We start from the raw sequence: 17,362 nt of genomic DNA, 5'->3' as shown, positions 1-17,362 counted from the left end.
GCGGTATCGAGCGGTGAAAGCCTATCCGACGATTGTGGCGCTGTCCTCCGGTGCCGGACGCGCCGGCGTCGCGGTGATCCGGGTGTCCGGCGAACGCGTCCGATTCGTTGTCGAAACGATTGCCGGGTCGATGCCCGAGGCGCGCAAGGCGACTTATCGTCCGTTGCGTGATCCTGATGGGGCGATCATCGATCACGGTCTCGTCCTGTTCTTTCCAGCGCCCGCGAGCTTCACCGGCGAAGATGTCGCCGAGTTCCACATTCATGGCTCGCGCGCGGTGCTGGCGCGGCTGCTCTCGGTCCTCACGGCCCTGCCCGGCCTGCGCCTGGCGGAAGCCGGCGAGTTCACCCGGCGCGCCTTCGAAGCCGGCAAGCTTGATCTCGCCGCGGTGGAGGGCCTTGCCGACTTGATTGATTCGGAAACGGAATGGCAGCGCAGGCAAGCACTGCGGCAGATGGAAGGGGCTTTGGGCCAGGCCGCTGCCGAATGGCGCAGCGCGCTGATCAAAGCGATGGTCCTGCTCGAGGCCGAGATCGACTTTTCCGATGAGGGAGATGTCGGCGGCCCGCTGATCGCCGAGGCGATTGCCGGGGCGCAGGGCGTGCTCGCTAGTCTGCGGGTAGCCCTCGGTAGTTTCGCAGGGGGCGAGCGGGTTCGCGAGGGCTTCATCGTTGTTCTCGCCGGGCCGCCCAATGCCGGCAAGTCGAGCCTGCTCAATGCGCTGGCGCGACGCGACGTCGCGATCGTCTCGCCGATCCCCGGTACGACCCGTGATGCCATCGAGGTCAGGCTGGATCTGGGCGGTATTCCCGTCGTGCTGGTCGATACGGCCGGCTTGCGCGAGAGCTCTGACGAGATCGAGGCTGAAGGCGTGCGACGTGCCCGCCAGAAAGCGGCCCATGCCGATCTGGTCCTGCGCCTGCGCTCGCCCGATTCGGAGCCGGAACGAAGTGATATCGGCACTACCGAGATCGCTGTCGCGACGAAAATCGACCTCGGTGGTAGTGCTTGCCTTGATGAAGTCGGTGTGTCCGCCGTTACCGGAGCGGGACTACCGGAGCTGATCGAGCTCATCGCGTCTCGGCTCGGCAAGCTCGGTCAGGCAGAGCCTGCGCTGGTCACGCGTGAGCGCCAGCGTGTCGCGGTGGCTGACGCGGCGGCTGCGATCGAGCGCGCCGCTCTGCTCCCGCAGGAGCAGCCCGAGCTGATTGCGGAGGAGTTGCGCCTCGCAGTCCGGGCGCTGGAGCGGCTGATCGGCAAGGTCGATGTCGAGGATGTGCTCGATAGCCTGTTCTCCGGCTTCTGCATCGGCAAATAGGCGGTTTTCATTGACCTCGCGGCCGGGCTTGGCTAGCGAATTGCTTATGTCGAATGCACAGGCGAACCAGCACTACGATATCGTCGTGGTGGGCGGCGGTCATGCCGGGGCGGAAGCTGCGGCAGCGGCTGCGCGTGCCGGCGCCCGCACAGCCCTGATCACCCAGCAGATCGCCACCGTCGGCGCGATGTCGTGCAACCCCGCGATCGGCGGGCTCGGCAAGGGCCACCTCGTCCGCGAGATCGATGCGCTCGACGGCATCATGGCGCGCTGCGCCGATCAGGGCGGCATCCAGTTCCGCATGCTCAACCGGCGCAAGGGGCCGGCGGTGCGTGGACCGCGGGCTCAGGCCGACCGCAAGCTCTACCGCGAGGCCGTGCAGGCCGCACTTGCTGGCCAGGATGGCCTAAGCCTGATCGAGGGCGAGGCGTTCGACCTGGAGATCGTCGCTGGCGAGGTCGCCGGCGTCGTGTTGGCAGATGGCCGTCGATTCGCTTGCGGAACGGTCGTGCTCACCACCGGCACGTTTCTGCGCGGCCTGATCCATATCGGCGAAAAGAAGATCCCCGCCGGCCGGGTCGGCGAAGCGCCCTCGCTGGGCCTGTCGGCCACGCTGGAGCGCCACGGCTTTCCGCTTGGCCGGCTGAAGACAGGGACGCCGCCGCGCCTCGACGGCCGCACGATCGACTGGCCCAGCCTGGAGATGCAGCCGGGTGATGAGCCGCCGGAGCCGTTCTCGGCGATGACCGAGGCGATCACCACGCCGCAGATCAGCTGCGGCGTGACCCGAACGACGCTGGCGACCCACGAGCTGATCCGTGCCAACCTGCATCGAGCACCGATGTTCTCCGGCCAGATCGAGGGGCGCGGACCGCGCTACTGCCCGTCGATCGAGGACAAAGTCGGCCGCTTCGGCGATCGCGACGGCCACCAGATCTTCCTTGAGCCCGAAGGTCTGGACGACCCCACCGTCTATCCGAACGGGATCTCGACCTCATTGCCAGAGGACGTCCAGCTCGGCCTGCTGAAGACGATCCCGGGGCTGGAACGCGCCGTGATGCTGCGGCCCGGCTATGCGATCGAATACGACTATGTCGATCCGCGCGCGCTGAAGCCGACGCTGGAGACGCGGGCGATCGCAGGCCTCTTCCTCGCCGGCCAGATCAACGGCACGACCGGCTATGAGGAAGCGGCCGCGCAAGGTCTGCTCGCGGGCCTCAATGCAGCACGCCGCGCCGGCGGCAGCGAGCCGGTCAGCCTCGACCGGACGCAATCCTACATCGGCGTGATGGTTGATGATCTGGTGACGCGCGGCGTTACGGAGCCGTATCGGATGTTCACCTCGCGTGCCGAGTTTCGGCTGTCGCTGCGGGTCGACAATGCCGATGAACGCCTGACAAGGCTCGGCATCGAGCTTGGAGCTGTCGGCAGCGCTCGCCGGGAACGTTTCGAGCGCCGGCAGTCAGAGATCGTTAAGCTTACCGAATTCTTACGCGAACGGATGCTCTCACCGAATGAAGCGGCGGCGGCCGGGTTGGAGCTCAATCGTGATGGAATCAGGCGCTCGGCGTTTCAGATCCTCTCCTATCCCACCGTCGACTTCGAGGCCCTGTTCCGGGTTTGGCCCGATCTTGCCGGGTTTTCCGAGCCGGTGCGGGCACGGGTCGCAGCGGATGCGACCTATGCGGTTTATCTCGACCGGCAGGCGGCCGAGATCGAATCCTATCAACGGGACCAGGCGCTGGTGCTGCCCACTGATCTCGATCTCGACGGTATCTCCGGCCTGTCGAATGAGCTGCAGTTGAAACTGCGCGCGAGCTGGCCGAGCAATCTGGCTCAGGCGGGCCGGATCGAGGGCATGACGCCGGCGGCCTTGACCTTGCTGGCCGCGCATGCGCGTAAGCATCAGGCCACGCGCATGGCGGATGCAGAGGCATGACCCTGTGAGTTCTGTTGATAAGGCGGATAACTCTGACCGCCTCCACGCTTTTCGCTTGACGCCTGTTTCACGTGAAACACAGGAGCGCCTCGCCATTCTGGTGGCGGAGCTCAAGCGCTGGCAGCAGGCGAAGAACCTGGTCTCGGGCGCGACGCTGGACGCCGTCTGGACCCGGCATGTCGCGGATTCCCTGCAATTGCTCGACCATGCGCCGCAGTCACGGCGCTGGCTCGATCTCGGCTCGGGCGGCGGCTTTCCCGGTCTCGTGCTCGGCATTCGGTTGGCGGAATTGGGCGGGCATATCGACCTGGTCGAGAGCAATGCCCGCAAATGCGCCTTCCTGCGCCATGCCGCGCGGCTAACCGGCTCGCCGGTCACGGTTCACAACGCCCGTATCGAGGATGTCGTCGACGGCTTTGTCGGCAAAGTCGAGGCCGTGACGGCGCGGGCGCTGGCGCCGCTGCCCTTGCTGCTCGACTGGTGCAAAGAGCTGTTGAGAACCGGGGTGACGGGAGTCTTTCCCAAGGGACAACATCTAGAGGCGGAATTGACCGCCGCGGCTAAATATTGGAAGATTCAGGCCACAACGTTTCCATCCTTGACGGATTCGGCGGCCGCTATCCTGGTGATCGGTGGCGCCGAGAAACGGGCGGATTGATGACCGATTCTCGTCCTATCTCCATTCCCGCGCGGCCGCGCGTGCTCGCGCTCGCCAATCAGAAGGGCGGGGTCGGCAAGACCACGACCGCGATCAATCTAGGCACCGCCCTCGCCGCTATCGGCGAGAAGGTGCTGATCATCGATCTCGATCCGCAAGGCAATGCCTCGACCGGGCTCGGCGTCGATCGCAAGAGCCGCAAGGCTTCGACCTATGACGTGCTCTGCGGCGATATTGGCCTGGGCATGGCGATGCAGGCAACGGCCGTTCCCAATTTGTCCCTGGCGCCATCGACGCTCGACCTTCTCGGTGTCGAGCTCGAGATCGCCAGCGCCAAGGACCGCGCGCTGCGGTTGAAGAAAGCGATCGACGAGCTGGTCCACGATCAGCGCTGCAACGACCTGACCTATATCCTGATCGATTGCCCGCCCTCGCTCAGCCTGATCACCATCAACGCAATGACGGCGGCCGATGCGGTGCTGGTGCCGCTGCAATGCGAGTTCTTTGCGCTGGAGGGCCTCAGCCAGCTGCTCAAGACGGTCGAGCAGGTCCGTGCCGGTCTCAATCCGCGCCTGATCATCCAGGGCGTGGTGCTGACCATGTACGACCCGCGCAACAACCTCTCCGGCCAGGTCATGGCCGATGTCCGCCATTTTCTCGGCGACAAGGTCTATGACACTGTGATTCCACGCAATGTGCGGATCTCCGAGGCGCCGTCCTATGGCAAGCCGGCGCTGCTCTACGATCTGCGCTGCGCGGGTTCGCAGGCCTATCTGAAGCTGGCCTCGGAGGTGATCAAGCGCGAGCGCACGCTGCGCGCCGCCTGATCGGAAGAAGAAGGTTCAAGAGGTATGGCAATGGTCGAGGAACAGGGGCGCTCGCGTCTTGGCCGGGGTCTGGCTGCGCTGATCGGCGATGTCGGCGAGGAGATCGGCGCGATCGAGCGGGCGCGCGGACAGCGCAAGGTGCCTGTCGAATTCCTGCGTCCGAATGCGCGCAATCCGCGCAAGGCCTTCGCGGAGTCCGATCTCGAGGACCTTGCTGCTTCGGTGCGCGAGCGCGGCATCCTTCAGCCGATCATCGTGCGCTCGATCCCGGGCATGATCGACGCCTATGAGATCATCGCAGGCGAACGGCGTTGGCGGGCGGCGCAGCGGGCCGAGCTGCATGACGTCCCGGTCATCCTGGTCGAGGCCAATGATCGGGAGGCGCTTGAAATCGCCATCGTCGAGAACGTCCAGCGCGCCGATCTCAACGCGATGGAAGAGGCGGCCGGTTATGAGCGGCTGATCGCCGAGTTCGACTACACCCAGAACGACCTCGCCAAGGTGATCGGCAAGAGCCGCTCGCATGTGGCGAACACGCTGCGCCTGAGCAAGCTGCCCGAGCCGGTCAAGCGCATGGTCGGCGAGGGCGCCGTCTCGGCCGGCCATGCTCGTGCCCTGCTTGCTGTTTCGGACCCGGAACAGGTCGCGAAACGCATTGTCGAGCAGGGACTTACGGTCCGCGACATCGAGCGGCTCGGCCAGGACGAGGCGCGTAGCGAGAACAGGCCGGTGCGGGCTGCCGCAGCGCCGAAGCCGGAGAAGGATCCCGATACGCGCGCGGTCGAGAAAGCGCTGGAGGAGGCGCTCGGTCTCAGCGTCTCGATCCAGCATCGTGCCAGCGGCGGCGGCGAAATGAAGATCAACTACAAGACGTTGGAGCAGCTCGACGCGCTCTGCCGCCGGCTGAAGGCCTAATCGTCTTCAGCTGTACTTGCGCTCATCACGATCGCGAGCGATAGCGGTCCAGAGCCTGGAGTTCTGGACCGCTTTTACGTATGCGTCGACGATAATTTCAAAGCCAGATCCGGAAAAGCCTAGCTGCGGCTCCTGCCGCCCATGCGGCTGAGCGTCCAGAGCGCGCGGGCGGCGATAGGCTTGCCCATGTCGCCGTCGCGGCGCACGGCTAGCATCGCCGTTCCCAGGATCGTCACGGCATCGCGCAGCTTTGCCGCCGACCAGGTGTTGAGTGCGGCTTCCGCCGCGGCGATGCGCGGATAGGGCAGGCGCATGGCGCCGACAGCCTCGCGCGGCGGCTTGCCGCCTTCGATGGCAAGCTTCGCCTTGAGCAGTGCGAGCGTGTGGCGGAGAACTGCGCCGAGCAGAACGCCCTGATCGAGCCCTTCGCCGGCAAGCTTAGCGAGGGCGAGGTCGAGGCTCGGCAGGCGGCCGGCGAAGACGGCGTCGACCACGCCTGCCTGCTCGCGCTGGGCGGTATCGCCGACCACGGCCTCGACATGAGCTGCCGTCAATGCCGCGTCGCTGCCGGCATAGAGGATCAGCTTGTCGATCTCCTGGCGCGAGGTCTGGCGGTCGCCGCCAAGCAGGCTGGTCAAAAGGTCGCGCGTGGTCCGGTCGATGCTCTTGCCGGCGGCGCGGGCCATCTCGTCGACGATGGTGCCGAGGTCACGGGCGGCATCGCCATAGCAAGGCACCGCGAGCGCCGATCTGGCGCGCTCGCAGGCGGTGCGCAACGGGTTCGTCTTCTGGAGATCGCCGGCCTCGATGATGACGATCGCGTCCTGCGAGGGGGTCGCCAGCAAGGGTTCGACGGCTGCGACGAGTGGGCGCGAGGTCGGCGACACCCGGATCGCGCGGCGGCCGCCGAACAGGCCGATCGTGTTGGCCTCGTCGACCAGCTTCAGCGGATCCGAGGCGATGTCGTCGCCATCCATGCGAATCAGCTGGAAGGCGTCCTGCGGGTCGTCGACGCTGCCACGGGCCAGGGCTGCGGCTCGCTCTGAGATCAACCCGGCATCGGGGCCATAGAACAGGAACAGGCGCCAGGCTGGATCGGGGCGCGCAAGCGCGCGATCCGCCTCATGCGCCTTGATCGTCGCCATCGGCTCAGCCGGCGACGAGCGCTATGGCGACGCGGGCCTTGATCAGCTGGGCGAGCTCCTTGGCGGCGCGAACTTGCGCATCCCGTGCGGCACGAAGCGAGGCAAAACGCTGTTGCGAGCGCTCATAAGGCGCCCGGACGACGCTCTGGCCGGAGGCCACGACCTCGTTCGAGCCGACCCGGATCAGCTGCCAGTCGACGGTCGCGACCAGGATGGCCGAATCGGCGCGGCCATTGGCGTAATCGACGGTGATGACCTCGAGCGTCTCCCGCGTCGTCGCAGCGAGTCTCAGGATCTTCTGCCGATCGGGCTCGCCGCCGCCGTCGAACTCGAAAACGAGCTCATTGCGCAGATAGTGCCCGACCAAGCCCTTGATCTCCGGCACCTCGATGCCGAGCATGGCATTGCGGACATTGCCGCCGACCTTGCTGACCGTGCCCTCGCCATAGAGCGGCTGGAAGCAGCCGCCAGCGAGCGCGGCGAGGCCGAGGGCAGCTACGAGCGCCAGCGGACGACGGCGCGTCATGGTGCCGGTCTCAGACGACGACATTCACGATCCTCCCCGGCACCACGATCACCTTGCGGATCGGCCGGTTCTCCAGAGCCCTGGCGACAGCCTCGGAGGCGCGTACAATCGCCTCGACGGCCACGGTATCGGCATCGGCAGGCACCGTCACCTCCGCCCGCTTCTTGCCGTTGACCTGCACCGGCAGGATCTTGCTGTCATCCTGTAACAAATCCGTTTCCGCCTGCGGCCAGGAGGCTTCGCCGGCGAGGCCCGGAAGCTTCAGCGCCTGCCAGCACTCCTCGGCGAGATGCGGCATCACCGGAGCCACAAGCTGCGTGGCGATCATGGCGGATTCATGCAGTGCGAACGCCATGTCGGCAGGGATATCCGCCGACTCGGCGGCAGCATCAAGCGCTTTGCCGATGGCGTTGGCCAGGGTGTAGACATGGGCGACGCAGCGATTGAAGGCGAGCCGCTCGATATCGGCGCCGACAGCATGCAAGGCCCGGTGGCTAGCCTTGCGCAAGGTGAGCGCCGGCTCCGAGAAGCTTGCGGGGCGTGCCGGCTGGCCGCCGGTGCGCTCGCCGATCTCGGCGACCAGGCGCCAGAGCCGCTGCACGAAGCGGGCGGCGCCCTGCACGCCTTCGTCGCTCCAGATCACGTCGCGGTCGGGCGGCGAATCCGAGAGCATGAACCAGCGGGCGGTGTCGGCGCCGTAGGAAGCGATGATGTCGTCGGGGTCGACGACGTTCTTCTTCGACTTCGACATCTTCTCGATCGGGCCGATCTCGATCGGAGCGCCGGTCTCGACGTCGAAGCCGCGGCGCTCATTGCCGACCGTCTCGATCCGGACATTGCCGGGCTCGACCCAGGCGCCGTCCTGCGCCCGGTAGGTCTCGTGCACGACCATGCCCTGCGTGAACATGCCGTCGAAGGGCTCGTCCAGCCCGGTATGGCCGGTCGCCTTCATCGCGCGGGTGAAGAAGCGCGAATAGAGCAGGTGCAGGATCGCGTGCTCGACGCCGCCGATATACTGGTCGACCGGCAGGAAGCGGTCGACAGCCTTGCGATCGGTCGGGCTGTCCGTCCGCCAGGGATCGGTGAAGCGGGCGAAGTACCAGGACGAATCGACGAAGGTGTCCATGGTGTCGGTTTCGCGCCGGGCCGGCTTGCCGCATTGCGGGCAGGCGACATGCTTCCAGCTCGGGTGATGGTCGAGCGGGTTGCCTGGCTTGTCGAAGGAGACGTCGTCGGGGAGCTTGACCGGCAGGTCCTGCTCCGGCACCGGCACGACGCCGCAATCCCCGCAATGGACGATGGGGATCGGGCAGCCCCAGTAGCGCTGGCGCGAGATACCCCAGTCGCGCAGGCGGAAATTGACCTTGCGCTGGGCGACAGGGCGGTTGCCGAGGGTTTCGGCTTCCAAGCGCTTGGCGACCTCTTCTTTCGCCTCCGGAATGGTCATGCCGTCGAGGAAGCGCGAATTGATCATCCGCCCCTCGCCATCATAGGCGGTGTCGGTGATGACGAAGCTCGCGGGATCCGTGCCTTCCGGGCAGACCACCGGGGTATTGCCGAGGCCATATTTGTTGACGAAGTCGAGGTCGCGCTGGTCATGCGCCGGGCAGCCGAAGATCGCACCGGTGCCGTATTCCATCAGGATGAAGTTTGCGACATAGACCGGCAAAGTCCATGTGGGATCAAAGGGATGGGCGGCGCGCAGGCCGGTGTCGAAGCCCTGCTTCTCGGCCTTGTCGATGTTCTCCTGGGCCGTGCCGGTCTTCTTGCACTCGGCAATGAAGTCCTGCAGCGCCGGATTCGTTTCGGCAGCGGCCTTGGCCAGCGGGTGATCGGGAGCGACCGCCAGGAACTTGGCGCCGAACAGTGTGTCGGGACGGGTTGTGTAGACCTCGACCTCGCTCTGGCCCAGCGCATTCGATTCGAGAGCGAAACGAACCAGCAGGCCTTCCGAGCGGCCGATCCAGTTCTTCTGCATCAGCCGGACCTTGTCCGGCCAGCGGGTCAGGCCTTCCAGCGCATCGTTCAGCTCCTCGCCGAAGGCGGTGATCTTGAAGAACCACTGCGTCAGCTCGCGGATCTCGACGGGAGCGCCCGAGCGCCAGCCGCGGCCGTCGATGACCTGCTCATTGGCGAGCACGGTCTCGTCGACCGGGTCCCAGTTGACCTTGGCGGTCTTGCGGTCGACCAGCCCGGCCTTCAGAAAGTCGAGGAAGAGCTTCTGCTGGTGCTTGTAGTAGCTGGCGTCGCAGGTGGCGAGCTCGCGGCTCCAGTCGAGCGACAGGCCCATGGACTGCAGCTGGCCGCGCATCGTCGCGATATTGGCGTAGGTCCAATCGCGTGGGTGGACCTTGTTGGCCTTGGCGGCGTTCTCGGCCGGCAGGCCGAAAGCGTCCCAGCCCATCGGGTGGAGCACCGAAAAACCCTTGGCGCGCTTGTAGCGCGCGACAACGTCGCCCATCGCATAGTTGCGGACATGGCCCATATGAATGCGCCCCGACGGATAGGGGAACATCTCGAGCACGTAGTAGGGCGGCCGCGTATCGTCGTTGCGGGTCTCGAAGAGCTTGCGCTCATTCCAGACCTGGCGCCATTTCGGTTCGGCTTCCTTCGGATTGTAGCGTTCGACGGCCATGCTGATCGTGTCGTTCTTGCGTGAGCGGACTGGGCCGGACTAGGACACCATCGCAGCCCCCGGGTCAATGTTCGGAACGGCTTGGCAGGGGCGCACGAGGCAGGGACGGGTCGAAATGTCGGATGTCGTGGCGAGACTTCAGGAAACGCGGGACGCGATCGCCCGTGCCGCACGCGATTTCGGCCGCAAGCCGGAGGCGGTGACGCTGATCGCGGTCTCCAAGACCAAGCCGGCCGAGATGATCGTGCCGGTGCTGGAAGCCGGCCAGATCGATTTCGGCGAGAACTATGTCCAGGAGGCCAAGGAGAAGTGGCCGCCGCTGCGCGAGCGCTTCCCGAAAGGCCGGCTGCACATGATCGGACCGCTGCAGTCGAACAAGGCGCGCGACGCTGTGGCGCTGTTCGACGTGATCCAGTCGCTCGACCGCGAGAGCCTCGCCAAGGAACTGGCGCGCGAGATCGAGCGCGCCGGCAAGGCGCCTGAGCTGATCGTCCAGGTCAACACCGGCGCCGAGCCGCAGAAGGGCGGCGTGCTGCCGGGCGAGGCCGACGCCTTCCTGGAGCTGTGCCGGAGCCGTTACAGCCTCGCCATCGCGGGGCTGATGTGCATTCCCCCGGCCGAGGATCCGCCCTCGCCGCATTTCGCCCTGCTCGGCAAGATCGCCAAGCGCAATGGCCTGGCGATCCTGTCGATGGGGATGAGCGCCGACTACGAGGCGGCGATCCAGCTCGGTGCCACCCATGTCAGGGTCGGCAGCGCGATCTTTGGCGCGCGAGGCTGAGGGAACCGTTCAGGTCGAGGCCGGGGTGGGAGTTCGCTCGGCCTCCGCCAGGACGACCCGGTTGCGACCTGAAGACTTCGCCGCATAGAGCGCCTTGTCGGCCCGCTCGATCACGTCCTCGATGTCGCGGTCCTGCTCGCCGACGATCGCGGCGCCGACGCTGATGGTGAGGTCGATCTGGGCGAGCCCCTGCGTCACCACGGTCGCGCCGACCGATTCGCGGATACGGTTGGCCAGGTTCTCGGCGCCCTGCGCATCGGTTTCCCGTAGCAGCACGACGAATTCCTCACCGCCGAAACGGGCGACCTTGTCGGTCGTGCGGATCTGGCCGGCGATGATCTTGGCGACAGCGCGGATGACCTCGTCGCCGGCAGCGTGGCCGAAGGTGTCGTTGATCCGCTTGAAATGGTCGATGTCGAACATCAGCACGCCGAGATTGCGCCGGTAGCGCTTGTAGTAATTCATCGCGTCCTCGGCGAAGGGCAGGAAGGCGCGGCGATTGAGTAGGCTGGTGAGCGGGTCGGTGTCGGCGAGGATCTGCAGGGTGTGCAGGTCCGAGCCGAGGCGGCGGGTCTTCTCCTCAGCCTCGCGCGCCTGCTTGTCGGCCCTGGCCTGGACGTCGCGGATGGTTGCCTCGGCGTCACGGGCGCCTCTCTCGGCGGTCCCCAGCCGGCGCAGCAGCGAGCGCAGGGCGGCGGAGAGCTGGAGGATGTCGCGCGAGCCGTGCTGGCGCTCGATGCCGGCGGCGCCGGGATCGCGGCCGATGAGGTCGACCGAGCGGCAGAGCCGCGTCAGCGGGCCCGTCACGGTTCCCGCGAAGAACCAGGCCAGGGCGGCGCCGACGGCGGCGACGGCGAGGCCGAGCAGGGCGATGATGGCGGCGAGTCGGTTGGCCGGAGCGAGGGCGACATCGACCGGGCGGCGCGCGGCGACGACCCAGCCTAGCCCTGGATAATCGTCCTGGCCCTTGGTCTGGACGAGCGCCGTCAGCATCGCCTGATCGCCGGAGCGATCGACGAAGGAGATGCCGTGGCGGGCAGAGGCGATCTGCGCGCCATCGAACGGTTTGGCGTCCTTGGGGCCGAGCAGCACCGTGCCGTCGCGCCCGACGACCCAGAGCTCAGAGGCGAGCGCCGGGTCGTGGTTGCGCAGGACATTGTCACGCAGATTACCGGCCCAGTTCCAGCTCAGATGGGCGCCGAGGACGCCGACCTTGGCACCCGTCGGACCGAAGACCGGCATGGCGACGTCGACAAAGCGGAAGGGCGCCTCGTCGGGGCTCTTCCGCAGGAGGCCATCGAGCAGCTTGGCGTCATGGACGTCCTCCACCGTGGGGCCGGCGAAGCCGTTGATGAACCAGGGCCGCTGCGCGACCGAGACGCCTTCGAGCATGCCGCGGGTCGCGGCGCGGACAATGCCGCTGGGCTCGGCGAGGCCGAGCCAGGCATAGTCGCTCAGGCCTTCCTGCAATTGCATGAGCACGGCCCGCGTCCGGGCCGGATTGTCCTGCCAGAGACCGCGCAGCGGCTCCATGCGCGCCAGGTTACCGATCTCGCGGTAGCGCTCGAACATGTTCTGGTCGAGCCGGTCCGACATGGTGCGGGCCAGCGCGACCAGCTCGAGATTGGCTTCGCGCACGGCGTCCCGGCGGGCGAGCCAGGCGGCGCCGGCGGCCGATACGGCGACGACGATGATGCAGAGCAGGCCGGCCATGGCTGCCGTCAGCTGCCGCAATGTCAGGCGGTCGGCGAGACCGACCAGTGACAGGCGCGTTTGCATGATCCCCTCCGGCAAGACCGCCGGAGAGGATCGTCGGTTCGACCAAACCGTCTGTTAACGGGCGAAAACCGTCGAAAGCGATGGTTTGCGCCAGGTGAATCGTACAATGCGAATGTGCTTCGTCGTGGTGCGACGCCTAGATCGGCTGGCCGACGTCGATGCGGTTGCCGTCCGGGTCCTCGAAGACGAAGGCGCGCAGGCCGTAGTCCTTGTCGCGCAGGCCCTTGACGATGCGCAAGCCGTGGCGCTGGCAGAGCTCGTGGAAGGCATCGACATCATCGACCATCATGTGGGCGATGTTGAAGGGCGCGGCCTTGTGGTCCTTCTGCAGGGTCAGATGGATTTCGGCCTCGCCCTTCTTGAGGATCACAAAGCCGACCGGCTGGCCGTTCTCGAAGGTCTTGGTGAAGCCGAGCACGCCGAGATAGAAGGCACAGGCGCGTTCCATGTCCTTGACGGGGAACATCGCGGCGACGCGGCCGAAGCCGATCTCGGTCATAGGCGAATCAGTCATGGCACAGTCTCTTGCTGGGAGGTGGCCTGACTTGAACGGGGCGGTGCCCGCTCAAATCCGGCGCTCCTGATATCGATCGGCGAGACGGTGCTCCGCGCCAGTATCCCCGGCCCTGACCGGCTTGCAAGCCCTTAGCGCACGATGATCGCGCAGCGTCGCGCCAGCCTGGGCAGGACCTTGCCGAAAATGTCGCCGGTGACGGCGACGCAGCCGGCCGTCGGGGTAAATCCCGGTCGGGCGAGGTGCCAGAAGATCGCGCTGCCGCGGCCGCGCCGGACGGGAGCATCGTTCCAGCCGAGCTCGACGATGACGTCGTAGAGATTGTCGGCGCGGGCGAGCCGCTCCTCGGCTTCGCCGGGCGGGCGATCGATCAGGCGGTTGTAGCGCCGGTCGGCCTGGTCGTCGCACCAGGCGTCGCGCGGCGAGATGGCGCGGATCGGCAGCAGGCTGGAAGGTCGCGGCAGCCGATCGGCCCGGTAGAAGACGCGGCGCAGCGGCAGCGTCGCCCGCGGCGTGCCGCCATCACCTTCGCGCTTGGCGACGATGATGCCGGAGCGGCCGAGCGCGCAGGGAAAGGCGGCGGAACCGGCGATCAGGAAGCCCTTGCGGCGATCATGCACCGAGCGCACCACCACCAGTTTCGTCAGCCGCCGGCCCGCCGCGGCACCATCATCACGTTTTCTCACAGGCCATCCATCTTGCGTGATCTGCCGTCCGTTTGCCGTCGTCCAGTGTGCTTTCCGTTTGACCGGCTTGCGCCGTCCAGTCAGAATCCGCGCTCAACTCAATATGTTGGAGCATGAGCCGTTCGCAAAGGTGGCTCCCACTTCTGCCGAACATGCTCTACTATTGCGCCAACGCAAACGGGCTGACTCGCCTTCATGTCTGCAACTCACCATATCCTGCTGGTCGACGACGACCAGATGCTGCGCGACGCGCTCGCCGAGCAGCTCGCGCTCTACGACGAATTCAAGGTGTCGACGGCGTCGAATGCGACGGCGAGCCTGAAGGCCGTGCAGGCCGAACGCATCGATCTCGTGGTCATGGATGTCGGCCTGCCCGACATGGATGGCCGCGAGGCGGTGAAGCTGATGCGCAAGAACGGCTTCAAGGGCCCCGTGGTGATGTTGACCGGGCAGGGTTCGGACGCCGACACCGTGCTCGGGCTGGAAGCCGGCGCCAATGACTATGTGGTCAAGCCGTTCAAGTTCGCCGTGCTGCTGGCGCGCATTCGTGCGCACTTAAGGCAATACGAGGCGAGCGAGGACGCCATTTTTCAAGTTGGCCCGTACACCTTCCACCCAGGCTCAAAGCTGCTGGTCAGCGCCAAGGGCTCGAAGACCAAGCTCACCGAGAAGGAGACGGCGATCCTGCGCTTCCTCTATCGTGCCGGCCGAAAGCCAATCGCGCGCGAGACGCTGCTGCAGGAGGTCTGGGGCTATAATTCGCAGGTCACGACGCACACGCTCGAGACCCATATCTACCGCCTGCGCCAGAAGATCGAGCCGGACCCCGCCAATGCGCGCCTGCTTGTCACCGACGCCGGTGGCTACCGGCTGAATCCGTAGCCCTGAATGTCGCTCAACGACGACATCGCGCTGCTGGCCCGTCAGCCGCTGCTGGGCCTGATGGATCGCGATGCGCTGCGACTGCTCGCCTTCGCCGCCGAGACGAGGGCCCTGCGGGCCGGAGACGTGCTGTTCCGGCGCGGCGAGGGCTCGGACGGGGCTTTCCTCGTGATCTCCGGCGCGGTGGCGCTGAAGCGCGAGGATGATGGCCGGCCGGCGGACGAGGTCGTCGGGCCGGGCGCGCTGCTCGGCGAGCTTGCGCTGTTCACGGCGCTGGAGCGGCCGGTGACGGCGATCGCGCGCGAGCCGACCCAGGTGATGCGCCTGGCGCGCAGCGTGATGCGGCGGGTGCTTGGCGAATCGCCGGATTCGGCGCAGGCGATCGCAGCGGCAGTCGCAGAGCGGCTGCATGCGTTCAACAGCGAGCTGGCTGCGGTCGGGACGGCGCTCAGGGCGATCGATCTGCGCTGACGGTTACCGTCATTGCGAGGAGCGTCAGCGACGAAGCAATCCAGAAGCGGCAGAGCTCTACGTCTCCCTGGATTGCTTCGCTTCGCTCGCAATGACGGAGCTGTTCACAGCTCCAGCTGCACCGTCACCGGAACATGGTCCGAAGGCCGCTCCCAGCCGCGTGCCTCACTCAGGAAGGTGAGGTCGCGCAGCGTCGGCTTCAGCGCATCCGAGAGCCAGATATGGTCGAGCCGGCGGCCGCGGTTCGAGGCCTGCCAGTCGGCGGCGCGGTAGCTCCACCAGCTGTAGAGCTTCTCGGGCTCGGGCCGGAGCGTGCGGGCAGCGTCGGTCCAGCCGAGCTCGCTGCGCAGCCTCTCCAGCGTCGTGGTCTCGATCGGCGTGTGGCTGACGACGTCGAGCAGCTGCTTGTGGCTCCAGACATCGTGCTCATAGGGAGCGATATTGAGGTCGCCGACCAGGATGCTTGGCCGCCCCGACGGGTTGCGGGCGACGCCCCATGCGCCGATGGCGTCGAGGAATTGCAGCTTGTGGGCGAATTTCGGATTGGCCTCGGGATCGGCAATGTCGCCGCCGGCCGGGATATAGAAGTTATGGATGGCAATGCCGGCTGCGGCGCCGGCGCCTTGGTCGAGCACGACGGTCATGTGGCGAGCGTCGTTGCGTTCGCACATCGCCATCGCCTCCTTCTCGGAGAAGGGCAGCTTCGAGACGATGGCGACGCCGTTATAGCCCTTGTTGCCGATGAAGGCCTGGTGGACATAGCCGGCCTCCGTGAAGGCCTTGGCCGGGAACTGCTCGTCCGGTGTCTTGGTCTCCTGCAGGCAGAGGATGTCGGGCTGGTGAGCCTTCAGGAACTCGGTGACCATCCCGATGCGCAGGCGCACCGAGTTGATGTTCCAGGTGGTGACGGAGAGCTGCACGAAAGGGGACATCCGGCCGGAAAGGGAAGCCGGAAACTGGGTCGTCAGGTCCAGAAAAGCAAGGCTTCCTGCTATCCCATCCCGTCATTCCGGGGTAGGCCGCAGGCCTGAGCCCGGAATCCAGAGCCGCAGTCGCTTTCGGAACGAGGCTGGTGCGAGCCGCTTCGTCCGGAACCGCCATCGGTTACGGATTCCGGGCCCTTCGCTCCGCGAAGTCCCGGAAAGACGGAGGAGCGCGGTAGCGCTCAGAGCACGCGCTGGTAGTCGATCACGAAGTTCTTCTGGTCGGGCCGGCGCTGGGTGTCGAGATTATAGAGCGAGACCGAGGTCTCGTAGCCCTGCGGGTCGATCACCACCCATTGCCTGAGCTCGTTGGCGGTGAGGTCGAAGTTCAAGGTGATCTTCGAGGTCCCGCCCAGCGTCGAGCGATCCTCGAGCTTGAGCGAGAGGATGTCGCCCTTGGTGCTGACGCCGGTGACGGTGGTGTCGCGTTCAAGGCTGATCTGCTCCTTGAGCAGGAATTTCAGCGGCGTCTGGCCGATCGAATAGAGGTCCTGGGTCGCGAGCTTGCGATCGCGGATCGCGACGGAGGTGCCGTCGGCGACGACCTCCATCGTCACCGGCGGACGATACTCGAAGCGCATTTTGCCGGGGCGCAGGACATAGAGCTTGCCCTCGAACCGGCGTCCGTCGGCAGCGAACTGGATGAAGTCGCCCTGCAAGGTCGTGAAGCCGTTGAAATAGGCGTTCAGCCGCTCGACGGCCTCGGCCTTCGACAGCGGGGCGCTCGGCTTGGACGAACGGACGGGGGAGGCTGCGCGCGGCTCGTTGGTGGCGGTGACCACCGGCGTAGGAGCATGGGCGGCAGGGGCAGCCGCAGCCGTCTCCGTGGCATCGCTGCGCGGCATGCCCAGGCCCGGCGGGCGGATCGGCGGCAGCGGGATCGCCCGCTGTGCCGTGCGCGGCGCCGGCGGCTGGGCCGAGGGCTTGATGTCGAGCGGCTGGGCACTGACCTGGCCCGACGCCAGCGCGAGCGCCAGGGCGGCGGCTGCGAGGGCTGGCATGGGCGAAAGATGGGTCATGGAGCTCTTCAGTCCGGTTGGCGGCCTTCTGGCGGGATATCGTGCCGCCCAGGCGGGCTGGCAAGGGTTCAACGCGTCAATTCGCGATGAGGTTGCACCGGGCTGATGGCATTTTCAGGACCGGTTTCGCGCCACTTGGCCGCACCGGGCCTTGGTCTCTACGCAATTCCGGACGCAAAACCGCTGCGCACTTTTGCTGGAATGGCTCTCACTCTTCGTCTTCCCTTGCCCTTCCGGTCTCGACGAGGATCTCGCGTTTTCCGGCGTGGTTGGCGGGGCCGACG

General features: G+C 66.4%; 16 protein-coding genes. 8 read left to right on the top strand and 8 right to left on the bottom strand.

The window, feature by feature from the left end:
* The first annotated feature begins 13 nt into the window (after positions 1-13).
* Genes mnmE through AC3WLC_RS31185 form a run of 5 tightly spaced genes read left to right on the top strand, consistent with a single transcriptional unit; the run spans position 14 to position 5,657 of the window.
* On the top strand, positions 14-1,318 hold the full coding sequence (mnmE, locus tag AC3WLC_RS31205) for a tRNA uridine-5-carboxymethylaminomethyl(34) synthesis GTPase MnmE (RefSeq protein WP_493687803.1): 1,305 nt from the start codon (positions 14-16) through the stop codon (positions 1,316-1,318).
* Positions 1,319-1,364: 46 nt separating this feature from the next.
* Complete coding sequence (mnmG, locus tag AC3WLC_RS31200; RefSeq protein WP_493687784.1) at positions 1,365-3,257, top strand: tRNA uridine-5-carboxymethylaminomethyl(34) synthesis enzyme MnmG; 1,893 nt, start codon at positions 1,365-1,367, stop codon at positions 3,255-3,257.
* Positions 3,244-3,915 (top strand): 16S rRNA (guanine(527)-N(7))-methyltransferase RsmG, encoded by a 672-nt coding sequence (rsmG, locus tag AC3WLC_RS31195; RefSeq protein WP_493687783.1) that lies wholly within the window; start codon positions 3,244-3,246, stop codon positions 3,913-3,915. The genes mnmG and rsmG overlap by 14 nt, the downstream gene beginning before the upstream one ends.
* On the top strand, positions 3,915-4,742 hold the full coding sequence (locus AC3WLC_RS31190) for a ParA family protein (RefSeq protein WP_493687782.1): 828 nt from the start codon (positions 3,915-3,917) through the stop codon (positions 4,740-4,742). The genes rsmG and AC3WLC_RS31190 overlap by 1 nt, the downstream gene beginning before the upstream one ends.
* A gap of 30 nt (positions 4,743-4,772) precedes the next feature.
* The gene (locus AC3WLC_RS31185; protein WP_493687781.1) at positions 4,773-5,657 is read left to right on the top strand and encodes a ParB/RepB/Spo0J family partition protein; all 885 of its coding nucleotides are present in this window, start codon (positions 4,773-4,775) and stop codon (positions 5,655-5,657) included.
* A gap of 119 nt (positions 5,658-5,776) precedes the next feature.
* On the opposite strand, the gene holA is transcribed toward AC3WLC_RS31185, so the two are convergent.
* From holA to leuS, 3 genes are read right to left on the bottom strand one after another with little or no spacing between them, the layout of a single operon-like run.
* Complete coding sequence (holA, locus tag AC3WLC_RS31180) at positions 5,777-6,802, bottom strand: DNA polymerase III subunit delta (protein WP_493687780.1); 1,026 nt, start codon at positions 6,800-6,802, stop codon at positions 5,777-5,779.
* A 4-nt stretch (positions 6,803-6,806) separates the two neighbouring features.
* Positions 6,807-7,352, bottom strand: a complete 546-nt coding sequence (locus AC3WLC_RS31175) for a hypothetical protein (RefSeq protein WP_493687779.1) — start codon at positions 7,350-7,352, stop codon at positions 6,807-6,809.
* Entirely contained in the window at positions 7,339-9,963 is a 2,625-nt protein-coding gene (gene leuS, locus AC3WLC_RS31170) for a leucine--tRNA ligase (protein WP_493687778.1), read from the bottom strand. Before leuS ends, AC3WLC_RS31175 begins: the two co-directional genes overlap by 14 nt.
* A 115-nt stretch (positions 9,964-10,078) precedes the next feature.
* Between leuS and AC3WLC_RS31165 the strand changes: the two genes are divergently transcribed.
* Complete coding sequence (locus AC3WLC_RS31165) at positions 10,079-10,744, top strand: YggS family pyridoxal phosphate-dependent enzyme (RefSeq protein WP_493687777.1); 666 nt, start codon at positions 10,079-10,081, stop codon at positions 10,742-10,744.
* A 9-nt stretch (positions 10,745-10,753) separates the two neighbouring features.
* Here the strand turns inward: AC3WLC_RS31165 and AC3WLC_RS31160 are convergent, their stop codons facing one another.
* From AC3WLC_RS31160 to AC3WLC_RS31150, 3 genes are all read right to left on the bottom strand, one after another.
* The gene (locus AC3WLC_RS31160; RefSeq protein ID WP_493687776.1) at positions 10,754-12,523 is read right to left on the bottom strand and encodes a sensor domain-containing diguanylate cyclase; all 1,770 of its coding nucleotides are present in this window, start codon (positions 12,521-12,523) and stop codon (positions 10,754-10,756) included.
* Positions 12,524-12,659: 136 nt separating this feature from the next.
* The gene (locus AC3WLC_RS31155) at positions 12,660-13,037 is read right to left on the bottom strand and encodes a VOC family protein (RefSeq protein ID WP_493687775.1); all 378 of its coding nucleotides are present in this window, start codon (positions 13,035-13,037) and stop codon (positions 12,660-12,662) included.
* A gap of 131 nt (positions 13,038-13,168) precedes the next feature.
* Positions 13,169-13,723 (bottom strand): L,D-transpeptidase family protein, encoded by a 555-nt coding sequence (locus tag AC3WLC_RS31150; protein WP_493687774.1) that lies wholly within the window; start codon positions 13,721-13,723, stop codon positions 13,169-13,171.
* A gap of 195 nt (positions 13,724-13,918) precedes the next feature.
* On the opposite strand from AC3WLC_RS31150, the gene AC3WLC_RS31145 reads away from it, so the two are divergent.
* Both AC3WLC_RS31145 and AC3WLC_RS31140 read left to right on the top strand, forming a co-directional pair.
* Positions 13,919-14,605, top strand: a complete 687-nt coding sequence (locus AC3WLC_RS31145; protein ID WP_291679548.1) for a response regulator transcription factor — start codon at positions 13,919-13,921, stop codon at positions 14,603-14,605.
* A 6-nt stretch (positions 14,606-14,611) separates the two neighbouring features.
* On the top strand, positions 14,612-15,076 hold the full coding sequence (locus AC3WLC_RS31140) for a cyclic nucleotide-binding domain-containing protein (protein WP_493687773.1): 465 nt from the start codon (positions 14,612-14,614) through the stop codon (positions 15,074-15,076).
* A gap of 104 nt (positions 15,077-15,180) precedes the next feature.
* Here AC3WLC_RS31140 and xth read toward each other — a convergent pair whose 3' ends face one another.
* Positions 15,181-15,996: an exodeoxyribonuclease III gene (gene xth / locus AC3WLC_RS31135; RefSeq protein WP_493687772.1), complete on the bottom strand. Its 816-nt coding sequence runs from the start codon at positions 15,994-15,996 to the stop codon at positions 15,181-15,183.
* A gap of 245 nt (positions 15,997-16,241) precedes the next feature.
* Positions 16,242-17,078 carry an outer-membrane lipoprotein carrier protein LolA gene (locus AC3WLC_RS31130; RefSeq protein ID WP_493687771.1) on the bottom strand — a complete coding sequence of 279 codons (837 nt, stop codon included), beginning with the start codon at positions 17,076-17,078 and terminating at the stop codon, positions 16,242-16,244.
* Positions 17,079-17,362 lie beyond the last annotated feature (284 nt).

It is taken from the genome of Allobosea sp. GW821-FHT03A12, assembly GCF_058986765.1.
This window is presented reverse-complemented; position numbering and strand designations above follow the sequence as displayed.